At 67.7% G+C, this 22493-nt stretch carries 21 protein-coding genes; 6 read left to right on the plus strand and 15 right to left on the minus strand.

Annotated elements, in window-relative coordinates; all coding sequences use genetic code 11:
* A partial coding sequence (locus tag ACWDU1_RS11075; RefSeq protein ID WP_449997610.1) for an ANL family adenylate-forming protein occupies positions 1-1326 on the plus strand: 1326 nt, incomplete at its 5' end.
* Positions 1327-1417: 91 nt separating this feature from the next.
* Positions 1418-1864 carry a PaaI family thioesterase gene (locus tag ACWDU1_RS11080; protein WP_449997611.1) on the plus strand — a complete coding sequence of 149 codons (447 nt, stop codon included), beginning with the start codon at positions 1418-1420 and terminating at the stop codon, positions 1862-1864.
* A gap of 66 nt (positions 1865-1930) precedes the next feature.
* On the opposite strand, the gene ACWDU1_RS11085 is transcribed toward ACWDU1_RS11080, so the two are convergent.
* Positions 1931-2584: a Uma2 family endonuclease gene (locus ACWDU1_RS11085; protein ID WP_449997613.1), complete on the minus strand. Its 654-nt coding sequence runs from the start codon at positions 2582-2584 to the stop codon at positions 1931-1933.
* Between the two features lie 369 nt (positions 2585-2953).
* Between ACWDU1_RS11085 and ACWDU1_RS11090 the strand changes: the two genes are divergently transcribed.
* A complete protein-coding gene (locus ACWDU1_RS11090) occupies positions 2954-4147 on the plus strand; it encodes an acyl-CoA dehydrogenase family protein (RefSeq protein ID WP_449997615.1) in 1194 nt (397 codons plus the stop codon).
* A gap of 55 nt (positions 4148-4202) precedes the next feature.
* Here ACWDU1_RS11090 and ACWDU1_RS11095 read toward each other — a convergent pair whose 3' ends face one another.
* From ACWDU1_RS11095 to ACWDU1_RS11105, 3 genes are all read right to left on the minus strand, one after another.
* Entirely contained in the window at positions 4203-5873 is a 1671-nt protein-coding gene (locus ACWDU1_RS11095; RefSeq protein ID WP_449997617.1) for an acyl-CoA synthetase, read from the minus strand.
* 37 nt (positions 5874-5910) lie between these two features.
* Positions 5911-7560 carry a coniferyl aldehyde dehydrogenase gene (locus ACWDU1_RS11100; RefSeq protein WP_449997618.1) on the minus strand — a complete coding sequence of 550 codons (1650 nt, stop codon included), beginning with the start codon at positions 7558-7560 and terminating at the stop codon, positions 5911-5913.
* Between the two features lie 61 nt (positions 7561-7621).
* Complete coding sequence (locus ACWDU1_RS11105; protein ID WP_449997620.1) at positions 7622-8431, minus strand: NAD(P)-dependent oxidoreductase; 810 nt, start codon at positions 8429-8431, stop codon at positions 7622-7624.
* A 315-nt stretch (positions 8432-8746) separates the two neighbouring features.
* Here ACWDU1_RS11105 and ACWDU1_RS11110 point away from each other — a divergent pair, with 315 nt between their 5' ends.
* Together ACWDU1_RS11110 and ACWDU1_RS11115 are read left to right on the plus strand one after the other, a co-directional pair.
* Positions 8747-9568, plus strand: a complete 822-nt coding sequence (locus ACWDU1_RS11110; RefSeq protein WP_449997622.1) for a mycofactocin-coupled SDR family oxidoreductase — start codon at positions 8747-8749, stop codon at positions 9566-9568.
* Positions 9569-9648: 80 nt separating this feature from the next.
* Entirely contained in the window at positions 9649-10026 is a 378-nt protein-coding gene (locus tag ACWDU1_RS11115; RefSeq protein ID WP_449997624.1) for a VOC family protein, read from the plus strand.
* Positions 10027-10084: 58 nt separating this feature from the next.
* On the opposite strand, the gene ACWDU1_RS11120 is transcribed toward ACWDU1_RS11115, so the two are convergent.
* A complete protein-coding gene (locus ACWDU1_RS11120) occupies positions 10085-10531 on the minus strand; it encodes an NUDIX hydrolase (RefSeq protein WP_449997625.1) in 447 nt (148 codons plus the stop codon).
* Positions 10532-10711: 180 nt separating this feature from the next.
* On the opposite strand from ACWDU1_RS11120, the gene ACWDU1_RS11125 reads away from it, so the two are divergent.
* A complete protein-coding gene (locus ACWDU1_RS11125; RefSeq protein WP_449997626.1) occupies positions 10712-11245 on the plus strand; it encodes an NUDIX domain-containing protein in 534 nt (177 codons plus the stop codon).
* Between the two features lie 58 nt (positions 11246-11303).
* Here ACWDU1_RS11125 and ACWDU1_RS11130 read toward each other — a convergent pair whose 3' ends face one another.
* The 10 genes from ACWDU1_RS11130 to ACWDU1_RS11175 all read right to left on the minus strand — a co-directional run.
* Positions 11304-12140 (minus strand): phosphotransferase family protein, encoded by an 837-nt coding sequence (locus tag ACWDU1_RS11130; RefSeq protein ID WP_449997628.1) that lies wholly within the window; start codon positions 12138-12140, stop codon positions 11304-11306.
* Positions 12141-12187: 47 nt separating this feature from the next.
* Positions 12188-13483, minus strand: a complete 1296-nt coding sequence (locus ACWDU1_RS11135) for an XRE family transcriptional regulator (protein WP_449997630.1) — start codon at positions 13481-13483, stop codon at positions 12188-12190.
* 717 nt (positions 13484-14200) lie between these two features.
* On the minus strand, positions 14201-14962 hold the full coding sequence (locus tag ACWDU1_RS11140) for a hypothetical protein (protein WP_449997631.1): 762 nt from the start codon (positions 14960-14962) through the stop codon (positions 14201-14203).
* Positions 14963-14993: 31 nt separating this feature from the next.
* Positions 14994-16298: an MlaD family protein gene (locus ACWDU1_RS11145; RefSeq protein ID WP_449997633.1), complete on the minus strand. Its 1305-nt coding sequence runs from the start codon at positions 16296-16298 to the stop codon at positions 14994-14996.
* Positions 16295-17398 carry an MlaD family protein gene (locus tag ACWDU1_RS11150; protein WP_449997634.1) on the minus strand — a complete coding sequence of 368 codons (1104 nt, stop codon included), beginning with the start codon at positions 17396-17398 and terminating at the stop codon, positions 16295-16297. Before ACWDU1_RS11150 ends, ACWDU1_RS11145 begins: the two co-directional genes overlap by 4 nt.
* Positions 17395-18495, minus strand: a complete 1101-nt coding sequence (locus ACWDU1_RS11155) for an MCE family protein (RefSeq protein WP_449997636.1) — start codon at positions 18493-18495, stop codon at positions 17395-17397. Before ACWDU1_RS11155 ends, ACWDU1_RS11150 begins: the two co-directional genes overlap by 4 nt.
* The gene (locus ACWDU1_RS11160; protein ID WP_449997638.1) at positions 18492-19550 is read right to left on the minus strand and encodes an MCE family protein; all 1059 of its coding nucleotides are present in this window, start codon (positions 19548-19550) and stop codon (positions 18492-18494) included. The genes ACWDU1_RS11155 and ACWDU1_RS11160 overlap by 4 nt, the downstream gene beginning before the upstream one ends.
* 5 nt (positions 19551-19555) lie before the next feature.
* Positions 19556-20593: an MlaD family protein gene (locus ACWDU1_RS11165; RefSeq protein WP_449997640.1), complete on the minus strand. Its 1038-nt coding sequence runs from the start codon at positions 20591-20593 to the stop codon at positions 19556-19558.
* On the minus strand, positions 20590-21846 hold the full coding sequence (locus tag ACWDU1_RS11170) for an MlaD family protein (protein ID WP_449997641.1): 1257 nt from the start codon (positions 21844-21846) through the stop codon (positions 20590-20592). Before ACWDU1_RS11170 ends, ACWDU1_RS11165 begins: the two co-directional genes overlap by 4 nt.
* A gap of 6 nt (positions 21847-21852) precedes the next feature.
* Positions 21853-22493: ABC transporter permease (locus ACWDU1_RS11175; RefSeq protein WP_449997642.1), on the minus strand; the 641-nt coding region annotated here is incomplete at its 5' end.

Consider the following 22493-nt stretch of genomic DNA (forward strand, 5'->3'; position numbering starts at 1 on the left):
GACACCGCACCCATCCACCACCCCGAATTGCCCGCCCTCCGGCACATATTCACCGCCGAAGCCGTCACCGAACCGCTCGAGGAAACTCATACCGCCGCACTCGCCCCTGCGGCGGCGGGCCCTCGATACGACTCTTCGCCAGTAGTTTCCGACGTTCGGCCTACGCCTGGCGATATCCCCGGCACCCCCGCGCAGCTCAGAGTGACACCGGCGGCCGGCGCGGTCGCCGAAGCACTCGCCGTCACCGTCCGCCCGGCCGACCCGATGCTCATCATGTTCACCTCCGGCAGTCGTGGCCTGCCGAAAGGGGTGATCCATTCACACGGTAACGCGCTGGCCGCCGTACGGTCCGGGCTCACCGCCCGCTGTATCGACGCCGAGACCAGGCTCTACCTCCCGATGCCGTTCTTCTGGGTCGGTGGATTCGGCGGCGGCATCCTTTCCGCGCTCGCGGCGGGCGCCACCCTGGTCACCGAGGAGATACCGCGGCCCGAATCGACCCTGGAGTTGCTCGAACGCGAACGGGTCACCCTGTTCCGGGGCTGGCCCGACCAGGCCGAAGCCCTCGCCCGCCGGGCGGAAACCCTCGGCACCGATCTGTCCGCGCTGCGGCCCGGCAGCCTCGGGGCACTGCTGCCATCCGGGCAGCGGGCGCGGCCCGGAGCCCGGGCGAACCTGTTCGGGATGACCGAATCCTTCGGCCCCTACTGCGGCTATCCCGCGGATACCGATATGCCCGAATCCGCGCAGGGCAGCTGCGGCCGCCCGTTCGACGGGATGCAGGTACGCATCGCCGATCCGGCCGGTAACCCGGCGCCCGCGGGCACCATCGGTGAGATCCACTTGCGCGGACCGCATATCCTGCGCGGTATCTGCGGCCGCGCCCGCGAGGATCTGTTCACCTCCGACGGCTACTACCCCACCGGCGACCTCGGGCACCTCGACGACGCGGGTTTCCTCTTCTATCACGGCCGGCGCGACGATATGTTCAAGGTCAACGGCGCGACCGTCTACCCCGGTGAAGTCGAGAAAGCGCTGCGTTCGCTCGACGGCGTCACCGGCGCCTTCGTCACCGATCTCGACTCCGGCGACGCCGCCCGGGTGGCCGCGGCCGTGATCGTCACGGGCAGCCCGGACGTCCAGCGGCTGCGCGCCGCGACCAAGGGGATACTGAGTTCGTTCAAGGTGCCGTCCACCTGGCTGCTGCTGGACTCCGATGCCGGGATCCCGCGTGGCACAACAGGCAAAGTGGATATCGCCGCGCTGCGAACGTTGCTGTCCGAACGCGGTGTCGAGGCCGGGACGGCAACCACGCCCCCGCACTGAGCATTCTTCCGCGGTGCCGGATACGGCACCGCAATCGCCCCACGCTCCCGGAACGGGATGCACTCGACGACCAACTCGACAAGGACCTGCCATGACCTCCACTCAGGCAATCGGCGATCTACTCGACCACATCGGTTTCCGGCAGGAACCGGACGAATCAGGTGCGGTGACCTGGGAGCTGCCGGTGGCCCCGCACGTCGTCAACACTGCCGGCGGCCTGCAGGGCGGCCTCATCGCGACCTTGGTCGATATCGCCGCGGGCACACTGGCCCTGGAAAGCCTGCCGACCGGCGGTGTAGTGACCTCGGACCTGAACGTGCGCTACTTCCGCGCCGTCACCACCGGTACCGCACGCGCGGTCTCCACCATCGTGCACGCCGGGAAGCGCTCGATCGTCGTACAGGTCGAGGTGCGGAACATGCACGAAAACCACCTCGCCGCGCTGGCCACGGTGAGCTTCGCAATCATCGGCCACAACACACGCACGGCAGCTGACCCCACGAACGGCCGCCCCGATCCCCACGGGGCGGGAGGCTAGGTACTCTTCGGATTCAGCAGGTCGGAAAGGCGGCCGATCTCGCTACGCAGCTGTTGGATATCCAGATCAGTATTCGAGCTCGGTCCAGGGGATATGAATCGGGAACGGATGGTCGATATGTATGCCGTTCTCATCGGCGGGGGTCCACTCGTCGACCAGGAGGTAATTGGTCGGACGCAGCGGGTGGACATCGTCGGGCAGGGATGCGTACCCCGTCTGCAGGGCGTAGGCGCGAACGGCAGATATCGCACTGCGCCCGGACGACAAGGTGACCTCCCAGTACCAGGGGATACCTGCGGCCGCGTAGCGACCCTTCTTCGCTTCCATATCCGACTGTTTGTTCGACGGCGACAATACTTCGCCGACCAGCAGCGTATCGGCCGCCCTGACATCTGCGAACGGCGACTCGAGACAGCGATACACCAGAAAATCCGGTGTCAGGAAATCGGACTTCCCGGCGCTTCCGAGGAAAACGTTGGTTTCGAAGTTCACGGTCCAGCAGGTCTCAGGATCTTCCGACATGCGCTTACGCGCCCACCGTTCGATTTCGTTCCGCATACGTGCCGTGAACATCTGATGCTCGCCCGGACCGCGACGTAGCCACACCACCCGACCGTCCCAGAGTTCGATCTGCTCCGCGATCTCCTCGGGTAGCTGCTCCAGTTCCTCCCAGGTCATGTACTCGGGCAGGTCGGGGCGGTCGGACTCCGGCAGGGACATATCGTCATGGTAAGCCACCACACCACGCCCGACCGGCAGTGCGGTGACCCAATCATGATTCGGCCGACGCGGGCGGGCAGTAGAACAGCATCAGCTGACCGATACCGGCCACCAGGCCCATCCCGGCGGCAACGAGCAGACCCGGCCAGCCGTCAGCCCGAGGCACAGTCGCAGGACCAGCAGGCCGGGGTCATATGCGTTCATGGCACTCCGTCGCGAGTTACTGTCGTGGTCGGTACGGGATGGGACAGCACACTTCCCACACTATCTACAGTTGCAGTTACAGTATCTTAGATCAGCGGGTTCGCATCGCGGATCCGTGAACGCGCAGACGACACCGGCGCATACAGCCGTACGAGGAGTCCCGTTATGACCAGCGAACCCGCCGCCGAACCGGTCACCGAGGAGGATTTCCGGGAAATCCTTGCCCAGACCAGGACCTTCGTCCGTGACGTGGTCATGAAGCGCGAGCGCGATATCGCCGAGCAGGACCGGATACCCGCCGAGATCGTCGACCAGGCCAAGGCCATGGGCCTGTACGGCTACGCCATTCCGCAGGAATGGGGCGGACTCGGCCTGGACCTCACCCAAGACGTGGAACTGGCCATGGAACTCGGCTACACCACACTCGCTTTGCGGTCGCAGTTCGGTACCAACAACGGTATCGCCGGACAGGTGCTGGTCGGTTTCGGAACCGACGAACAGCGAGCACGCTGGCTCGAACCCATCGCCTCGGGCGCCGTGGTCGCCTCGTTCGCGCTCACCGAGTCCGGGGCCGGATCCAACCCGGCATCGCTGCGGACCACGGCCCGGCGCGATGGCACGGACTGGGTGCTCGACGGCGAGAAACGGTTCATCACGAATGCCCCGGTCGCGAACTTGTTCGTGGTCTTCGCCCGCACCCGCCCCGCCGACGAGCAGGGCGCGGGAATCGCCGTCTTCCTCGTTCCCGCCGATACCCCCGGCGTCGAGGTCGGGCCGAAGGACCGCAAGATGGGGCAGGAGGGCGCGTGGACCGCGGAGGTCCGGTTCCAGGATGTCCGCGTCGGCTCCGACGCCCTCGTCGGCGGCAGCGAGGACATCGGCTACCGCGCGGCCATGACCTCGCTGGCCCGCGGCCGGATCCATATCGCCGCGCTCGCCGTCGGCGCCGCCCAGCGCGCCCTCGACGAATCGGTCGCCTACGCCGCGACCGCCACCCAGGGCGGCACCCCGATCGGCGAATTCCAGCTCGTGCAGGCCATGCTCGCGGATATGCAGACCGGGGTGATGGCCGGCCGCGCGCTGGTGCGTGATGCCGCGCGACGCTGGGTCACCGGAGAGGATCGGCGCACCGCACCGTCGGTGGCGAAACTGTTCTGCACGGAAATGGTGGGAAATGTCGCCGATCTCGCGGTCCAGGTGCACGGCGGTACCGGATATATGCGCGATGTCCCGGTCGAGCGGATCTACCGCGATGTCCGGCTGTTGCGTCTCTACGAGGGCACCAGCGAGATCCAGCGGTTGATCATCGGCGGCGGCCTGGTCAAGAACGCGCGGCGGCAGGGCACACCGCCGGCCTGATCCCGTCGGCCCGGCCGGCCGCCGGGACGTGCGGCGGCCGGGCCGACGGCGGTGGTCAGGCCTGGCCCGCCACCTGCTCGCGGGCCCAGCGGTAGTCGGCTTTACCCGCCGGACTACGCATGATCTCGGGCCGGAACACCACGGCTTTCGGAAGTTTGTAGCGCGCGAGGGACTGCCCGGCATGCGCGATCAGCTCGTCGGCACCGGCCGTGGCGCCCTCGGCGAGTCCGACGACGGCCACCACCTCCTGGCCCCAGCGCTCGCTCGGGCGGGCCACCACCAGCACATCGGCCACGGCCGGATGCGAGGAGATCGCGATCTCCACCTCCTCGGCGAAGATCTTCTCGCCGCCGGAGTTGATGGTCATGGAGTCGCGGCCCAGCAGTTCGACCGACCCGTCGGCCAGGAGACGGGCACGGTCGCCGGGCAGGACGTAGCGCACCCCGTCGATCACCGGGAACGTCGCGGCGGTCTTCTTCGCATCCCCCTTGTAGCCGAGCGGGGTGAACCGGCGCTGCGCGAGCCAGCCGATCCCGTCGTGGCCGGGCTCGAGTACGGACCCGAGATCCTCGGCGACCACCCGGGTATCGGCGCCGGCCGAGAACTTCCCGGTCGAGACGAATCCGGCGGCGGACACATGGTGCATCTGCGAACCGGTCTCCGAGGAACCGACACCGTCGAGTACCGCCAGGCCCGGCACCGCCGCGATCCAGCGTTCTTTGACGGCCGGGCTGAGCACCGCGCCGCCGTTGGCGAGCGCCACCATCGAGGCCATATCCGCGACGGCCGCTTCCACGGCGGCCAGCACCGGCCGCGCCATCGCATCCCCGACCACCATGGCGACCGATACTTTCTCCCGCTCGATGGTGCGTACGATCTCGTCGGCGTCGATTCGGTCGGTGACCGTGGGCAGCACGATCGTCTGTCCGGTGGTCATGGCCGTGAGCACCGCCCATTGCGCCGCACCATGGATCAGCGGCGGGATCACCATCAGTTTCATCCCCGGATTGGCGCGCGCCCGTTCCGCGATTTCGTCGTAGGAGGCGATCGTGGCACCGCTGCCGGCGTCGCGCCCACCGCAGGCTCCCATATAGATATCGTGCTGGCGCCACAGCACACCCTTCGGCATCCCGGTGGTGCCGCCGGTGTAGAGCACGTAGAGGTCGTCCGGGGACGGTTCCACCGGTAGCGGTCCGGGTTCGGTGGCGGCGAGTACCGTTTCGTAATCGACCGCGCCGTCGAGCAGTTCGTTACCGGACGCGTCGGCGATCTGGATCAGCACCCGCAGCCCGGGTAGTTCCGGCAGCACTTCCGCGAGTGTCGGCGCGAACGCGGCGTGATAGACCAGCGCGGTGGCGCCCGAATCGGCCAGCAGATATTGCAGTTCGTTCTTGACGTAGCGATAGTTGACGTTGAACGGTGCCACCCTGGCCCGGAAGGCGCCGATCATGCTCTCGACGAATTCGGGCCCGTTGTAGGCGTAGATGCCCAGGAGATCCTGGCCGACCTCATGATTGGTCAGATCCGGCCGTTCGGTACGGCATCCCAGCCCCTGCGCGTGCAGATAGGCCGCCAGGCGCCGGGACCGCTCGGCGACCTCCGCGTAGGTGCGCCGGCGCTCGCCCTGCACGATCAGATCCCGGTCCGGGATCACGGCGGCGACGGTATCGGTGGCGGATACGAGTGTGAACTGCGGTTCGGATCCGGTCGCGGAAGTTGGGGACAACGGTGACTCCTCATTCGTCTGGTGCGCGATGGCGAGATCACGTCCGGGGATCTTTGGCCGGGCTGCCTGTAGCGGGCTCGGCCACCGGAGGTGTGGCGGGCGGCGTGACCCGGCCGTCGGTGCCGGGTGTCACGAGAGGGTGGGTGACCGGCGGGGTGGAGTCGTCCGCCGTCGACGGGACCGGGGTCGTCCGCAGCCGCCGGTGGGCACGTCGGCGCGCACGGCATAGTCCGAGACCGATGAGACGCTCGGTCCACCGGCCGAAGGGTGGTGCGGCCAGACTGGTGATCGGCACGGGCAGATCCGTGCCGACCACCGTGCGGTGGTGGCTGAACGTGTCGAATCCGGCCTTACCGTGATAGGCCCCCATCCCGCTGTCGCCGACCCCACCGAACGGTGCGTCGTCGGGGAACATCTGGATGGCGAATTCGTTGCGGGCCACGCCGCCGCTGCGGGTATTCGCCACGAACGTGCGGAAATCGGCCCGGTCCGGCCCGTACCAGTACGCGACCAGCGGCGCGGGCCGCCGGTTGATGTAGTCGACGACCTCGTTCAGTCCCCGGTAGGGCAGCACGGACAGGACCGGGCCGAATACTTCTTCCGAGGCGATGGCCATATCGTCGGTCACCTCCCGGACGATCGTCGGCGCGATCTTGCGCAGGGCCGGGTCGGGCAATGTCTCGGCAGCGGGTGCGATCGGCTCGACGCGGGCGCCGCGGGCGCGGGCATCGTCTATCAGCCCGATGATGCGCTCGTAGTTCGCCGCGTTCACCACGGCGGTGTAGTCGGCGTTGCCGAGTATTTCGGGGAACATCCGCCGCCAGGCTCCGGCCAGGGCGTCGACGAAGGGATCCATCCGGTCCCGCGGCACCAGCACGTAATCCGGGCAGACGCAGACCTGCCCGCCGTTGACCATCCGCGCCCGGGCGATCCGCTCCGCCGCCCGGGTGAGATCGGCGTCGGCGGAGATGACCACCGGGTTCTTTCCGCCGAGCTCCAGCGTCACCGGCACCAGATTCTGCGCCGCGGCGCGCTGCACGAGCCGGCCGACCCGGGTGGAGCCGGTGAAGAACAAGTGGTCGAACGGCAGTTCGGCGAAGGCCGCGCCGACCTCCGGCCCGCCGGTGACCACCGCCAGCTCGGATTCGTCGAAGTACTGCTCCGCCAGCCGCCGGGTGAGTTCCGCGGTGTGCGCGGTGATCTCCGACATCTTGATCATCACGCGGTTGCCGGCGGCGAACGCGGTCGCGGCAGGCAGAATGACCAGATTGAGCGGGAAGTTCCAGGGGCCGACGATCCCGACCACCCCGAGCGGGGACGGCCGGACCTCCGCGCGGATTCCGTACAGGCGGGCCGCCCGGTCGGTCCGCCGCGGCCGCATCCAGCGGGTGAGCCGGGAGCGGACGTATTCGATGGCGGAGAGCATGCCCATGATCTCGGCGAACAGGGTGCCGGTCCGGGAGCGGGTGCCGAAGTCGGCGACGAGCGCATCGACGTAGGCATCGGTGTTGTCCAGAACCATGGCGACCAACCGGTCGATACGGTCCCGGCGGACCACGGCGCTCGGCGGGCCATCGCGCAGAAACGCCTGCCGCTGGCCCGCCAGGATCGCGGCCGGATCGCGGCGTTCGGCCGCATGTATGGTCTCGGCCCCCGCCACGGATGCCTCCGGGGTACTGCTGGTCATCGACACGCTCCGAGGTGACTCCCGCCGGCCGGGCGGTGGTGAAGGGTTGACGTACGCACTGTCAGCCGAGGTCGAGGGGACCACCGTCGATCACGGCGCCGAGCCGGCCGATATCCATCCCCAGATCGGCCGTGGCCGCCCGGCAGGCCGCCACATCCTTGCGCAGGAAAGGGGCCACCACCTGCTCGAACGTCACCAGCCCACCCGTCCGGCCGATCGAACCGGCCGCGAAGCTCCGGCCGCTGGATACCGCCAGGGCGTCCAGCAACTGCCGTTCCCCGATACCGAGGCGTGTGCCCAGTTCCAGTGCGGCGGCCGCCATCTGGGCGTTCGCCGCGAACAGGGCGTTGTTCACCAGCTTGACGCTCAACGCGGTGCCGAGCGCACCGGTCGCGATCACGGTGCCCGCATACGATTCGAGCACCGGCCGGGCCCGCGCGACCGCCTCCGCGTCGCCACCGAGCAGTACGGTGAGCTTTCCGGCGGCGATATCGTCGGCCGAACCACTCACCGGCCCGTCCAGCAGCACCGGGCCGCCGGGATGGCTTGCGACCAGATTCGTCACCGTGCCGACCGTCCCGGTGGTGTGTGAGACAACGACCGCGTCCCGCGATGCCGCGGCGAGCACCCCGTCGGGTCCGGCGAGAACCTCGACGAGCTGGGCGTCGGAGAACAGGCAGGCGATCACGATATCCGCCGAAGACGCGGCCGCCGCGGCGGAATCGACCACCGTGGCCCCGCCGTCGCGCAGCCGCTCCCGCACCGAGTCACGCCGGGCGTACACCTGCACCCGGTGGCCCGCGGCGACCAGCCGGTACACCATCGGCTCCCCCATTCGGCCCGCCCCGACAAACCCGACGACCTGCGACATCGGCGCTCCTCACTCGCGATCGGCCCGTGCCCGCCGCCGCGCGGCCCGCCGGGGCGAGATCCGGACAGAGATACATCCAGTAATGGCAACAGTAACATCGACCAAGCGGTTCCGGGGTGGTTCGCCGTTTCCGGACGGCCGGGTTGCGACCCGCACCCCCGCCCGGGGCGAAGACGGCCCTTCCACCGCCATACCGTTGCACTTACGATATTGAACACGATATGAAATTCCGGTCGGCTCCTCGCCGAACCCGCGCGGTCGGCGCGGCCGTGCGCGCGGTGCCGGGCATCCGCCCGACAACAGTTAGGAAAACACGTGACGAGCCGACTTCGAGGCAAAGTAGCGTTCATTACCGGGGCCGCACGGGGTCAGGGCCGCGCGCACGCCGTCCGTTTGGCGACCGAGGGCGCCGATATCATCGCCGCCGATATCGCGGGGCCACTCCCCGCGGCGGTCCCGTACGATTCCGCGACCCCGGAGGATCTCGCGGAGACCGTCCGGCTGGTCGAAGCGACCGGACGCAAGATCATCGCCTCCACCGTCGACACCCGGGATTTCGCAGGTTTGCGCGCGGCGGTGGACGCGGGCGTCGAGACATTCGGCCGCCTCGACATCATCGTGGCCAATGCCGGTATCTGCATCCCCGAGACCTGGGACGCGATCACCCCCGAATCGTGGCGGGACGTCATCGATATCAACGTCACCGGCACCTGGAACACCGTCACCGCCGGCGCGCGCCATATCGTCGGCGGCGGCCGCGGCGGCTCCATCATCCTGATCAGCTCCGCCGCGGGCATGAAAATGCAGCCGTTCATGGTGCACTACACGGCGAGCAAACACGCCGTCACCGGAATGGCCCGCGGACTGGCCGCCGAACTCGGCAAACACAATATCCGGGTCAACAGCCTGCACCCCGGCGCCGTGGCCACCCCGATGGGCGGCGGCGATATGATCTCCGCCCTCACCGCCGCCACCGAGACCAATCCACAACTCGCCCATATGATCACCCCGCTGCTACCCGGCTGGGTGGCCGAAGCCGATGATGTGGCCGATGCCGTGTCCTGGCTGGCCGGCGACGATTCTCGTTTCGTGACCGCCGCGCAGCTCCCGGTCGACCTCGGCGTGACCCAGTACTGATCGGCAACGGGTCGGGAACACCCGACCACGAGCCGAACCGATTCCGGCTCGACGCAGAACACAGAGAACCCGATTCGTCCATGCTGGTGGGCATGGCGAATCGATGGGTTGGGATCACGATCGACTGCGCGAACCCCGCGCAGCTGGCATCGTTCTGGAGCGCGATCCTGGGTACCCCCACTACCACCGAACATGGCGATGATCCGGGATGGGCAACCGTCGGCTCGCGCTTCGACGACAGACCGCGTTTGACCTTTCAACGAGTGGTCGAGCCCAAGATCGGAAAGGTCCGCATCCACCTCGACATCGAGGTTGACGATATCGAAGCCGGTCGCAGTCAGGTGGAGAACTCGGGCGGCCGCTGGTCCGGCGAACGACACGACTACGACGAGGGAGTTGTCATGGTCATGCTCGATCCAGAGGAGCACGAGTTCTGCCTCGCCCAATTCTTCCGTTGAGGCACCGGCTCGTCACTGCAAGGTTCGACGGAGGCGATGGGGATCCCGCGGCGTTTTGTTACCAGCCGAACGTTGAGAACTGGCGCTGAGCGGCGATATGGCCCAGGGCGTCGCGGCAGTAATCGATCATCCGGTCCGGGAGCTCGTCGAGGGTGAACCAGGCCAGGTCATCGCACCTGTCCGGCTCCATGTTCGCCGGCTCTCCCTCCCATCGCTCGACCTGGAAGAAGAACGCCACCCGTCCACCCGAAGAGGAGTTGTGCATGACGTGAGCGAAGTTCAGAGCAGCTGCGTCGATCGTCACCCCGATCTCCTCCTTCGCCTCCCGCACCAGCGCGGCCACGACAGATTCGCCGGCTTCCAGGTGTCCGGACGGTAGGTGGTAGGCGCCGTCCTCGTAGCCGGTGTCCGCCCGCCGGCCGAACAGCATGCGCCCTCGGCCGTCGACGAGTAGAAGGTGGACGTCCCCTATCACCGTGTGTCGTTGCTCGCCGACAAGTGCCATTCTCGACGCCGATCCCTTCATCCAAGCGCCCGGCTCGGGAACCGGTACGTCACCATGGGAACTCGCCGGAGCATAGTCGACATCATCGAACTGCTATCACGGTAACAACTGCGCCGCCGACGGGGTCCTGAAGGTGTCAACGGCCGGGATCCCCCGTCACAGTCCACTACCGTCGATGGTATGAGCGACAGCCAGTGGACGATCCTCGGCGAGCGACTGGTCGACGAGAACCGGCACATCCAGTTGTCGACGGCGGATATTCGCCTGCCCGATGGAGTGGAGTTCACCCAGTACGTCGCGCGGATGCCTCGATGTGCGATGACGCTGGTGCTCAACGGTGACCGCGAGGTCCTGATGATGTACCGGCACCGCTGGATCATCGACAAATGGGTGTGGGAGCTGCCGGGTGGTTATGTCGACCACGCCGAGGATGCTGCCGTTGCGGCTGCCCGTGAGGTCGAGGAGGAAACCGGCTGGCGTCCACGCACGATGGAACACCTCGTGACCTACCAGCCCGCGATCGGCACTCTCGACCATCCACAGGAGATCTATCTGGCTCGCGGTGCCGACCCCACCGACACTCGACCCGACATCAACGAAGCCGAGTCGATTCGGTGGATCCCGCTCGGAGAAGCGGTGCGAATGATCGACGGCGGCGAGATCGTCGGCGCAGCGACAGTGGTGGGCGTGTATCGGGCGCTCACACTTTCCTAGTGCTCGCCAGTTGTCGATCCTCCGGCAGTCGGACGTCAGGCGGACCGGACAGACCGGCTCACAACGCGTTCCATGTCCAGGGCTTGGCGACCCGGCCGCGCAAGCAGGCGACGCGATGCTCGGCCTCGTATCTCGCGGTTGCGTCTCGGTGAGACAGACCCAACACGAAAGTTGTCCAGCGGAGTTCCTGGATATCGGCGAAGATTCGGAACTGCGGGTCCGTGCTGATATCGCGACCGCCGTAGGCATCGACGAACGACCGGTAGCCGGAACCGGTGAGGCGGGTGAAATCCGCGTAGTCGACGGCGAGTTGCACCAGATCCCATTCGGGGCGTCCGAGCGACACCTTGTCCAAGTCCAGGAACACCGGGATACCTGAGGGCGAAACAACGAGATTTCCCTGCCATGCGTCGCCGTGTATCACCGATCGCCGGTCCACCGGTTCAAGCCGATCGTAGCGTTGCCGAAGCTCCGCATAATGCCGGACCAGCCACTCTTTGTCTTCGTAGCCGAGTGTGGTCGTCGTATTGATTCTGGTGTCGATCCCCGCAAACGGTTGGTATTCCGGCAAGTCGAACGTGGACGGCGGGTCGAGCAGGTGCAGACGGCCGAGCGCTGCGCCCAGCTCTGCGGGTGTAGCGGGGCGATGGTCGGGAATCAGTCGCCACCAGGTCACGGGGCAGTCGTCGATGATGAGCGGTTGGGCCAGCGACTCCACGGCCTCGACTGTGGGGATATTGGATACGTTGAGCCATCGGGAGATCTGCAACTCTCGATGCGCCGCCTCGGCTGTATGCGGACTCCCGATGCGGGCGACGATCCCGTCGCGCAGTTCGAAGATGGCATGGGCTCCGTTGCGCAGCAGCAACGCGCCCGAGATGTCGACTCCTGCCACGGCAGCGGCCCGCGAGAGAATGTCCGGAGGCGATGCCGACCCTCTGGTCATCCGGTTGCCCCGGCGGCCGGCAGGGCGGCGATCGAACGGCGAAAGTCGGCGACTTCACCGATACGCCGGTGCGGTGTGGCCGCGGCAGCGAGACCGGTCAACTCCCTATGAATTCGGCGCGAGCGCAAATTCACGGCGTCGGTGACAGCTTGCCGGCCGATCGCTGCTGCCGCCCGAGGGTCACCCATGCGCATGGTCAAGGTGGCCAGGCGGGTGCGGGAGAATGTTCGCGACCGCGGATAGTTCTCGCCTTGCAGTTGGATGGCCTGCCGGATCCGAGGCTCGGCCAGTTCGACGCGTCCGAGCCTTTCGGCCACAGGTATGAGCGCCTTGCCCGTGCTGCCGAGGTGTTCGGCGTGGTCGTAGTAGCACATCCACGGTGGGTCCTTCTCCCGTCGGCGAGTGGCGAAGTACTCGTCGGCCCGGGCGACTTCGGAGAGAGCCTCATCGGTGCGGTCGACGGCAGCCAGGAATTGAGCGCGCAGTGTAGCCAGCATCGCCCGGGTGGTGTGCGTCAGGCGGTCGGAACGGACCTGCGCCAGTTCGATCAGTGACAACGCTCCGTCGACGTTGCCGACGTAGGCGGACTTGCGAGCCAAATCGGCCAGCGTCGACGCGCGCAGCTCCCAGGATCCCGCGGCGTCCGCGCACCAGAGTGCGAACCGGAAGCGTCGTTCGGCGGCAGCATAGTCGGCGATATCGAAGGCCGAGTAGGCGGCGACGGCGCTGAGGTTGCCGACAGCCTCGAACAGCGCGTTTCGTACGGGCGGTGTGGCCTGGCCGGAGAGAAGCGGCGCGAAAGCACGGAGTTGTCGGGCCGCGTTCACGGTTACCGGGCCGCCCCCGTGAAGGTTCTCCATAGAGGCCGCCGCAGCGGCGGCGTACCGGATCTTGTTCACATCGGAGGGTCCCACTCGAACCCGGCTTCGCGATCCATGCAGGAAATCGTCGGGAACCGTTTCGGGATCGAACGGGCTGAACAGGTTGACCGCCAGAGCGTCCCGACGATCATCGGTCTTCGTCCGCCGTACTGCGCAGAATCCCAACTCGCTTTCCGTAGCGTTCAGGACCGCGCACAGGGCTTGCCGGTAGTCCTTACTCGGCCACCGCACAGCGCCGCGCTCGTAGCGGGCAATGGTATGGGCGTCGAGCTCACGTCGCAGACCCCGGGCGTGCCACAGATGCGCGTTGACAGCTTCGGCCAGTTCGACGCGGGTCATCGACCGCCCCGCCACGTTCGGTGACGGGGTCGCCTCTCGCCGCTGCTGCAGTTTCAAGTTCGGTGCCGACATCTCGCCCCCTTCGATAGACAAAGCCCAGTCTATTGACCTCCGTCATCGCGGAGCGGCTTCCGCACAATCTGCCCCTTAACCTGCCCTCCGAGAATTCGGCACCGCGTACGAGCCTGGGTGAACAGCGAAGTACAAGACGGATCGGGCAACGCACGCGCGAGAGGGACGAGTCGGTCGACGGATCGGTTCGCCGATGGCGAGGCGCATGCCGGTCGGGGATCACCAGGGAGAGGATGCGATGCGGCCGAACGCATTCGGATGGATCGATGACGACGCGAGTACTGCGCCTGCATGGGACCGGGCGCAGGTGCTGCGGCTCGCGAAGCGACTCGGTTACCACGTCGTATGGCCGGATGAGCGGTCAGTGTTGTGCGTAGCCGACCATGTTCGGAACGCCGGAGCGGACGTGGTGATACTGCCTGCACCCGACCACCTCGGCCCGCTGGAGCTGAATCGGGTCATGGACGTGGCCGATGTGGAAACCGTACTTCCGCGATTGTCCTTCGCTCGGTGGTTTGCCGCCGGAGCCGGCCGGTGACCGAATCAATCGCACTGGTACTGCTGGTGTGCGCGCTCATAGCCGTCACAGTCCGGGGATACTGGCCGCAGTTCGACAGTCGGTGCCCACCTGGACCGCAGCCAGCTCCGGACTCCCGGGAGAACGCCTGCCCGCCCGGGGATCCTGCGCCTCTCGCACGCTCGACCGCCATCGCCGGGTCAGGGCAAGTAGACCCGGGAGGCGAGCCAGCGGCCGTCGACCAGTTCCATTGTCATCGCGACGCGGCTGCGGTCCACGCGCGGATCGGGGGCGGCGGAGTTGGTGACCGTTTGGTCGATGAACAGCAGGACCTCGACCTTCGTCGGAGTGGCCGATTTGACCGCGGCATCGAGGACGGTGCCTTCCCCGGTGGCCTTGTTGTCCATAAGGAGCTGGCGCAGCTGGCCGCTGGAGCGGGTGTACATATCCTTGAATTCGCCGGTGGCGCCGTCGAGGACCGCGGTGAAATCGTGGTCGAGGTTGTTGGAATCGACGCTGGTCAGGGTGACAGCGTAGGCGCGGGCGGCGTCGGTGGCGGCGCGGGCGGCGGAGTCGAGAGCGCTTTCCTTCTTCAGTTGCCAGCCGAGGAATCCGGCGACGGCGAGTGCCGCGACAGCCAGGATGACAAGGGCCGGGACAGCGAACTTGCGGATCAGTGCCACGGCGACCATGCGCAGGACGTTCCACCGTGAAATCCCGGACGCGAGTGTCTCGGGTTCGGTTGCAGCAGAATCTGTTTCGCCGTCAGACCCCTCGGGGTCTTTCGTGAGCACCGGCTGCGAACCCTCCGGGTCCGCCGCGTCCTTCGACGGCACGGAACTCTTCGTGGACTCCTGCTGGGTCGCCTCGGCCCCGGCTTCCGCGGGCCCGGTTTCCGGTTTGTCACCGACCGCGCGTGCCTTGGCGTCGGTCGTGGTGTCGACATCGGATGTGGTGCTCATCGGATCATCTCCTCGAGTCTTTTCGCTGGGGTCACCGGGGCGGCGCCGGCGCCGGTGTCCCCGAATCGGTCAACGGCAGGGGGATGGGTAGGGACATCGGGCCGACGGGTGCGGGAGTCGCCGTCAGATCGGCGGGGGCTCCGGGTGGCGGTCCGGACGGTGCCTGCTCGCCGGGTGGGCGGGGCGCGTTATGGGCACCGCGGACCAGGATGGACGGGTCGTTGGCGGGGCAGAAGGTGTACAGATACGGTTCCCGGTAGTCGGCTTGCGATGGCGCGTGGCGGGGCAGGTTGTAATCGCAGGTCGGGCGCGGGTACAGGTTGACCAGGCCCCACAATCCGCCGTCGTGGATCACGGTGCCGAGCGCTTCCAGCGTCGATCCCTGGCGTTGGGTGGGGAAGAAGAACTCCCGGAACGCCGGTACCCGGGAATTGGTCAGCTGCGCGACCGAGCCCAGGTTGGCCAGCAGGGCCGGAACCACGGCCCCGTTGTCCGAGAGCACCGCGTCCATGGCGGCCAGCGTGGCCGGGGCACGGTCGAGCAGTTCGACGTAGCCGCCGGTTTTGGCTTCGACACCGGCCATGAATGCGGAGGTGTCGTGGGCCAGGTGCTGGAGGCCACCCGCACCGTCGGCGAGAGTGGTCAGCAGCACCTTGCTGTCGCGCAGCAGTCCGACGGTCTGCGGGAGAACGGAATTTAGGGTGGAGATCAGGAAGGTGCCGCCGTCGATGATGTCGCGCAGTTTCCGCGGCCCCTCCGGGCCCACCCCGAGTTCGTCGAGGACCGCGGCGAGCTGGGCCGAATCCACCTGTGCCAGCGTGCCGTCCAACTGCCCCAGCATCTGCCACAGCGGGACCGGTGTGGTGGTCCGGTCGGGCGAGATCTCGGCGCCGTCGGCGAGGAACGGGCCGGAACGCCGGGTGGGCCGGAAGTCGAGGAACTGTTCGCCCGCGGTGGACAGGCTGGTGACGGCGACCGGCCCGTCATCGGGCACCGGCACGTCCGCGTCGATCTCGGCGACGGCGACCACTCCGCCGCGGGCCGGATCCACCGCGCGGACCTGCCCGATCGGGACGCCGCGCAGCGTCACATCCTGTCCGGACAGCAACCCGCCGGATTGTGCGAGGTGCACGCGGACGGTGATGGTGGAGGCGGTGGGGTCGACTCCCAGCGCGCCGAACACCAGATAGCTCGCTCCGAACGCGAGCACCGCCAGCAGCGACACCGTGGTCAGCAACGCCCGGTGCGCGCGACCGTAGCGCACCGACGCGAGGAGCAGCCGGGCCGGCAGGTCGGCCACGGCCGCCGGACGGGACGGTCCGGTGGGCGCGCTCATCGGGGCCCCAGCACACGGTCGCGCAGGGTGAAAAGGGTGTAGGTCAGGCTGCCGGCCAGCGCGTGCCAATCGGCGGCGTTCGGGAGGTGGGTGCCCGGATCGGGCCGGTGGTTGGGGTCGGGCAACGCGCCTATCGCGAAATCCGCGAGATCGACATTGCCGTGGGTGGAGGTGCCGCTGGTGAGCCTGATGATCGGCGCGAGCATGGCGTTCATGGCCGCGAGGCTGGCATCGGGGCTGGTGGCGGCGTTGTTCAGTTCGGCGGCGATACGGTTCAGGTTGGCGATCAGTCCCCCGGCCGGCCCGCCCTGCAGTACCGGGAACTTTCCGAGCTGGGTGGTGATCCGGTCGATCTGGCGCACCACGTCCAAGGCCTGCTGGGAGCTGTGGTCGACGGTCGCGGCGGCGGGTCCGGCAGCACCGAGGAAATCGTGGATAGTGTTCTGCTGCGCGGCCAATTGCGCGGCGAGCCGGTCGGTTTCCCGCAGCGCGACCTGGATCTCACCGGATCGCGCCGACAGTGCGGTGACGAGCTGCGTGGACTGGTCGAGCAGCGCGTCGACCCGGTCGCCCCGATCGCCGGCCGCCCGGCCCATACCGTTGACGACGGTGGTGAGGTTGCGGATGGCACCACCGTTGACGAGCAACGAGGCGGTGGTCAGTAGTTCTTCGACCGTCGCCGCCGCCGCGGTGGACTCCACCGGGATACTGTCGCCGTCGTGCAGGGCCGCGGTCGCGGGGGTCGCGTCGGCCGGTGCGCTGAGCGCGACGAACACATCACCCAGCGGTGTGGCCGTCCGCAGTTCCGCCCGGGTGCCCACCGGCAGCTCGACGTCCGGCCGGATCCGCAGCGTGACCACGGCGGTGTAATCGCGCACCGTCATAGCCGACACGGCCCCGACCTCGGCACCGGCCAGCCGGACCTTCGCCTGCTCCGGGAGGTTCAGGGCATTGGCGAAGTTCGCGTGGATCGTATAGCCGGATTCGCCGCCGGCCCGCGGCGTCAGCGGGAGGTCTTCCAGGCCCACCGAGCATGCGGTGGTGGTGACCAGTGCGAGCGCACCTGCCAGGGTGGCCTTCAGGTGCCTGCGTGCGCTCATCGGGGCAGCCTCGTCATCGCTTCGAGCATGTCGGTGAGCCCGAAATCGGGGCCGAAGTCCTGCAACGTTCCGGTGCTGCAACCCAATTGGCGCAGGCCCAGGATATTGCAGACCTCTTTGATCATCTGGCCGTCGAAGGCCACCTTGTCGAGTAACGCGTGAATGCGCACACCGCCGTTCTGCTGGTCCACCACCCGGTATCCGTTGTCGAGCAGCAGCGGGGTGACGTCGAGGAATTCGGCGAGCTGCGTGCGATAGTCGGTCAGCGCCCGGGTCACGATGGTCGCATCGGCCATCGTGGTCTGTAGTGCCGCGCGGTTGGTGGTGAGCAGATCTTCGGCCTGCAGCATGAGCTGATTGACCTGGGCCCCGGTGGTTCCGGCGCCGATTCCGAGTTCGGCGAGTGTGGTGCCCAGTTGCCCCGAGGCCGCGCCGAAATCGCGGATGAAGGCATCGCCTGCGGCGGCCGCCGCGACGAGTTCCGACAGCTCGTCCACCAGTTGGGTGACGGTATCGCGGGTGTGCGCGCCCGCGTCGTCGCCGAGCCGCAGGGCCTTCGACAGTTCGTCCATCGTGGCGCGGAGGTCGGCGCCGTTACCGCTGGTGCCCGCCGCGGCGACCGCCAGCAGTCCCGCGATGGGCCCCTCCTCCGGCGTTTCGCCCGCGAGGTCCCCGGACATCCGGTCGGCCACGGAGATCAACCGGTCGATTCCCACCGGAGTGCGGGTCCGCTCTATCGGCAGCCGAGCCCCGTCGCGCAAGGTCTCGCCGCCGCGGTACGGCGGGGAGAACTCGACGTGGCGGTCGGTGAGGACCGAGGTCGACAGCGTGACGGCGGTGGCGTCGGCGGGGATCGGCACCTCGCGATCGATTCGCATCGTCACCTCGACGTGGGTGCCGGTGGGCGCGATGGCGGTGACCTCACCGACCGGCATACCCAGTACGGCCACCGCATTACCGACATACAGGCCGGCACCGCTGTCGAACTGGGCGACCACGGTGATATCGCCGGAGGTCAGCGGTCCGCCGGAGCAGCCCGCGACACCGCCCAGCGCGAGAACGGTGAGAAGACGCAACGCCGTGATCACTTTCCTCATTCGCAGTCCTCGAAATAGGGCGGAAGCGAGGCCTGGCCGGCGTACCCGCTGAGCGCGCACATCCACGAGTCGACGAGCACCCCACCGGGCGCGTTGAAATCGACGGAGTTACCAGAGCCGGACGCGTTGGCCAGGTTGCGCACCGAAACGGGCAGGATCTCGAGCGTATTGCGCAGCAGGTCGTCGTGCCGGGCCAGACTGCCCAGCAGTCCTTGCAGACCGCGCACCAGTTCGTCGACCTGCGGGCGATTGCCCACGATCCCCTGGATCTGCTCGACGAGCCGCACGGTGGCGCCCATGAGTACCTGGATCGCGCCGCGCCGGTTGTCGATGTCCTGGAGCAGGTCCCGGCCGACCGTCACGATCGCGGCGATATCGTCACGCTGTCCGGCTACCACGCCGGTCAGGTCGCGCACACCGGTCAGCAGTGCACCGAGTTCATCGCGCCTGCTGCCCAGGATCGTCGCCAGCGACCGGATATTGCGCAACATATCCGGTAGTACGGCGGGCACACCCTCCAATTGACCGGCCAGGGCGTCGAGCGAGGTACCGAGCTGTCCCGCGTCGATCTCCTCGAACGTGGTGGTCGCGTTCTCCAGTGCGCGCTGCAGATCGTAGGGAACCTCGGTGTGCGCGAGGTCGATGCGGTCGCCTGCGGGTTCACCGCCACCGGCCGGGCGCAGTTCGACATAGCGCGCGCCGAGCAAGGTGGTCAGTTTGATCGCGGCGGTGGTTTCGGCCCCGAGTCGCACTTCGCGGTCGATATCCAGATCGACCAGCACGCGATCACCGGCCAGTTCCTGGCCTGCGACGGTCCCGACCTGGACGCCCGCGACGGTGACCCCGTCTCCCACTTTCAGCCCGGCCGCCTGCGCGAATTCCGCCGTATAGCGGCGAGCACCGAGGTCGAGTGCGTTCACTCCGAGCGTGGCGGCCAGGACCACGAGCAGAACCAGCAGCGATACCGCTCCCAGGGCGCGTTTGTCGTAGCTTTCCAGCGGCCGGCGCCGCAGCGCCCGGAGCCGTTCTGGTACACGCAGTGACAGTTTCGTCATTCCGTTCACCTGCAGATCGGTGATTGCCGGGCGGTTCCGCCGGGTGTGGCCATCGCGACAACAGCCGGGATCAGATCCGACAGCGCGGGCACCGCGGTGAAACCGAGATTGCAGAGATACACGTTGAGATACGGACCCTCCTGGCTGGCCCGGGCCATCCCTTTCATCAGGGCCGGAATATTGAAGCCGAGGTAGGCGAACTGGTCTTTGTTCTCCTCGAAATGCCGGGTGAAACCCGGTTCGCGCGCGAGCATCTCGTCGAGCGCCGGCCGATCCTGTTCCAGCATCGTCGCCATCCGGTCCACGACCGCCGACGTATCGGTGAGCGTGGTGAGGATTTCGTCGCGGTGGCGGGACAGCCCGTCGACGATCGTGCGCGTCCGGATGATCAACGTACTGAAATCACCGCTGCGCGCGGCCAACCCGCCGATCACCTGGTTGAGGTTCCCGATCACCGTCCCGAGTACCTGGTCCGGGCCCGCGATCGTCTGCGCGAGGGTGGACAGCTGCTGGACCAGCACGGTCAGCGAACCGGCGTCACCCTGCAACGCCTTGATCAGCGCGCCGGTGAGGTTGTCGACCTGGGCGGGATCCAGCCCGGAGAACAACGGCTCGAAACCGTTGAGCAGGGTGGACAGGTCGAACGACGGCTCGGTGCGGTCGACCGGGATCTCGGCCCCGTCGGCTAATTCCGCGGCGGAATCCTCGCCATTGCGGGACAGGCCGAGATAGCGCTGGCCGATCACGTTCTGGTAGGTGATCGCGGCTGCCGTATCACTGTAGAGGCGCTGATCGGACTCGACGCGGAAGCGGACCCGCGCCAGGGTGCCGTCCAGTTCGACCCCGTCCACGCGTCCCACCCGGATCCCCGCCATCCGCACATCGTCACCGACACGTAAGCCGGTGACGTCGGTGAAGATCGCCGCGTAGGATTTCGTCGCGCCGTCGACCCCGCGATTCAATGTCACGAAGGTCATCCAGATGAGGCCGAACGCGATCACCAGGAACAGGCTCAATCCGGCGAGGGTCCGCCGAGCGGTCATCGGGCACCTCCAGCGGGCAGGGGGCCGGTGGTGAGCAGATGCGACAGCACCAGTTCGGCGGCGTTCCCGTCGCCGCGCAACACCCGGTCGATCACCGCCATCATCTCCGGCGGAAGGGCAGGCCGCGGCATCGACCGCGGGTCGAGAACCGGTGGGAGCGGCGCCGCGGTGGCCTCCATCGGCGCGGTCGCGCAACTGGGTCCGGCGAGTTCGCCGTAGCGGGGGCAGTCGGCGCGGGTGTACAGGGTGTCCGGTGACAGCCGGATCTGGAATTTGCCCGTCCCGATCTGGGTCTCCTCGTTCCAGAACTCGGCGAACCAGATATCCGACAGCCGTTTGATCCGGCCGACGATCGGCGTGAACGCGGGACTGCCGGCGGCGAATACTCCGAGCACGGGGGTGAACTGGTCGGTGATGGTCACCAGCTGGCCGGTGTGGCTGTCGAACCCGTTGCCGACCCGGGTGAGTGTCTGCCCGCCCGCGGTCAACAGCCCGATCAACCGGTCCTCCTGCTCTACGGCCGTGCGCAAGGGCACGATGGCGTGGTTGAGGGCGTCCAGCAGTTCCGGTGCGGTGTTCGCGAGCCCGCGAATGGAATCGGCCAGCGCGGTCAGCGTGGAAGGATGGCCGGTCGGGGCGATGAGCGCCGTCAGTTCCCGGGTGATCCGGTCGAGTTGCGCGCCGGCCCGGACGATATCGCCGCCCCGCCGGTCGGTGGCCCCGGCCACCGCCGAGAGCACGCCGACGGTATCGCTGCTGCCGATCCGGGCGGAAGCCGCGACGATATCGCGCAGTTTCGTCAACGCGGTCTGGAACTGGATCGTCGACAGGCTGCCGTCCTGCACTATCTGTGCCCCGGAAACCAGGCCCGGCGCGGGCCCGTTGTCGACCAGCTGGACCGAGGACACCGCGAACAGGTTGCTCGGCACCACCCGGGCGGTCACCGTCCGGGGGATATCGGCGAGGTAGCGGGGGTCCAGTTCCAGCCGTACCCGGCTGGGCCCGCCATCCACCGCCGGCGCCACCCCGGCGACCGTGCCCACCAGTACGCCCTGGTATTTCACGTCCGAGCGCGGCGGCAATCCGTCACCCACCTGGTCGAGCAGCGCCACCACTTCGGCGCGGCTGTCGAAACGGCCGGCGGATTTCATGAGCACCCCGCCGACGAAGACCACCGCCAGCGCGATGAGCAGGATCCCGCGCAGTACCAGCGAGAACAGGGACGGCCCGCGGCCGTCTTTGTCGAACAGCATCGGCCCTCACCCACCCAGCCGGGCGCTGGTTCCGATACCCCAGAAGGCGACGGTCAGCAGCAGATTCACCACGATCATCACCGATATCGAGGCGCGCATCGCCCGCCCCGCGGCGATTCCGACCCCCTGCGGGCCGCCGGCGGCATAGAACCCGTAGTAGCACTGGACCGTGGTGGTGAGCGCGACGAAAACCACGGCCTTCAGCAGCGAGTAGGCGATATCCGGGCCGGTGAGAACCAATTGGAAGTAATGCTGATAGGTGCCACCCGACAGGCCGCCGGATGCGGCCACCACCATTTCGACGGCGATATAGTTCACCGCGAGACACACCAGGAACAGCGGGACGATGGCGATCACCGCGGCGACCAATCTGGTGCTCACCAGATAGGCGATCGAGCGAATGGCCATCGACTCCATGGCGTCGATCTCCTCGGCGATACCCATGGCCCCGAGTTGCGCGGTGAACCGGCACCCGGCCTGTGCGGCGAAGGCCAGCGACGCCATGATGGGTGCGAGTTCACGGGTGGAGGCGGTGGAGGAGATCAGCCCGACGGCCGGCTCCATACCCAGCAGATGCAGCGCGTTGTAGCCCTCGAGCCCGACGATGGCGCCCCCCGCGGCGCCGAGCACGATGATCACCCCGGCCG

It is taken from the genome of Nocardia sp. NPDC003345 (genome assembly GCF_053589395.1).